General features: G+C 44.8%; 1 protein-coding gene. It reads right to left on the bottom strand.

Annotation, left to right across the window (positions count from 1 at the left end):
- Positions 1–147: 147 nt before the first annotated feature.
- Positions 148–1,932, bottom strand: coding sequence for a hypothetical protein (locus AC1DA5_RS10505; protein ID WP_103632992.1), 1,785 nt, complete (start codon positions 1,930–1,932; stop codon positions 148–150).
- Between the last annotated feature and the right edge of the window lie 138 nt (positions 1,933–2,070).

The following is a 2,070-nucleotide window of genomic DNA, read 5'->3' as shown; positions in this document are numbered from 1 at the left end:
AAGTCCTACCTGAATAAATATGGTTTTACATCGGGATAGTCCTTGGCTTGTAGGGAGTTTCACTAGTTGGCGAATCTGGGGCTAATGCCCATCTGTCGGACATAGGTAAGGGCTCTGGAATAACACCCAGAGCCCTTACCTTAAACGTTATTTTTCGTATTCACGACGAACGAAAAGTAACGTAATCCCAGCTAGACTGAAGATCGTAGCTAACGCCATAATTTCTGTTGACATGGCGCCAGTTCGCGCTAAGGCTCCCTTAACCGCGGCTTTCTTCTTGACGGGCTTGGAATCCGTTGACGAGGTTGCACTAGACACCTCGTTTGCCATCAACGAAATCTCATAAGGATGCACAATATGGAACCGATCTTGGAACTCAGCAGCATCGGTGTAACCCCCGTTTAATGCGAAGGTATTGTATGCCAGTTGCGGATTTTCCAGATTCCACTTTTTAGTATCAGGAAGAACTAAGCCATGCAGTTTAATAACTACTTTTTGCCTAACTTCAATTTGTTCTAGGGGAACAGTAATTTTCCCATCTTGAATCGTTCCCGGTACTTCTTTATCTCCCGCTAGCACAGATACCGCCTTTGCAGTAACGCCTTTAGGTAGAGTCGCAGAAAACTCTCCATTTGCAGTCGCCGCAAAGCCGTTATTTACAATCTCCAAGGAGAAATCGAAAGGCTTATTTACAAACTGCTTCGAGGCATCATTGCTAGCCGCGCTGGACATAGTGAGATGCGATCCGGTGGTGACAGTTGCACCAGTAAAGCCGGTAAGAGCAACCGCACTCTTCTCTGCAAGAGCAGTATGATCCTTAGTTTCATCTGCCTGGCGGAAGCTGGTGAAAATTCGGGTTACCCCTTCCGGGACTTTCCAAACGAAACCTTGAGTTCCAACTTCTGGCCTATTGGTATCACCTTCGTAAAGCATTACCGGGCGATCTGTGTTCCAGTCTGGGAAATCAGACATCTGCTTTCCAGTAGCGTCATAAATTCGCAACTGCAGCTGGTCAGTACCACCCTCTTTTCCATTGGACACCCAAGACGGAGTAATAACTATTTCACTTCCAGGGGTGACATCAACTGCCTGTTTAACCCCGGAATTAAACCGAGGATAAACTATACGATCAAAAGAAAATATAAGGTGCGTACCATTCTTCAAATCTGCACGAGCCAACATCGTATGTATGCCGATTTTCCCTGCGCTGTAATCTTCAAAGACTTGCTTTGTGCTCTTATCAGCCTCAGGACTATCACATTTTTCCCAAAACGTCTGAGTTTCAAATGGTTGCTTGATTGCCTTGCAGTGCTCACCGGTGGCAATTGATAGCTTAGCTCCTTCAAAATAGCCTGGGTTGGCCTCAATCCAGGGAGCCCATGCCCGCTCAGCAATCGAGTTTGTTTTCTCGTCTTTCTTAATTTCTGGTTCTGGAGTTTCACGGTATTTTCCGAACCAAAATATATTTTGCTTATTTTCCGGATTAATAATTCCCGATTCACCGGTGCCCTCAGTAAAGGCTTTCCCCTCCTTGGAAATACTGATCGCACCCATATTTAAATCCCAGCCAAACTCTTCAGCATTTGAAATAAGAGGCTCATCTACACCTGGAAACTTTTGCATATCTACAACACTGTATGGGGTAGCAGTGTTTGGCAGTTTAACAGCCTCATCAAAAGTATTAGTATCGGGTACTCCTTTACGGCTACCATCCCAATTCACGTTATCAGGAAGAACCGAGAGGTCTGAATTAACATAATTTTTGGTTTCGTGCAGATTGTTAACTGCCGGATCTTCGCCGCTTTCTACAGTATTAACTACGGTCGACTGCGCGCCCTCAGCAGCAGAAGCGGGGAAAGTAGCACTCAAGGCTAAAAATAAACTTAGGCTGCCGGCAAGAAACAATCTATGCCGAGGTCTATCAAGAATCACAATTTTCCCCTTTCTGGATTGAATCCGGATTCTACACACACAAGAACCCAGATCTCCGTCGATTATACCTGACTTATCTGCAAATTTACAAGACACAAAAAAATCAAGCTAACACTAAAATTTGGATATCTAACACGA

This window comes from Pauljensenia sp. C0254C2 (assembly GCF_056583835.1).
Note: the sequence above shows the minus strand (reverse complement) of the source record. Positions and strands in the feature narration are given on the sequence as shown.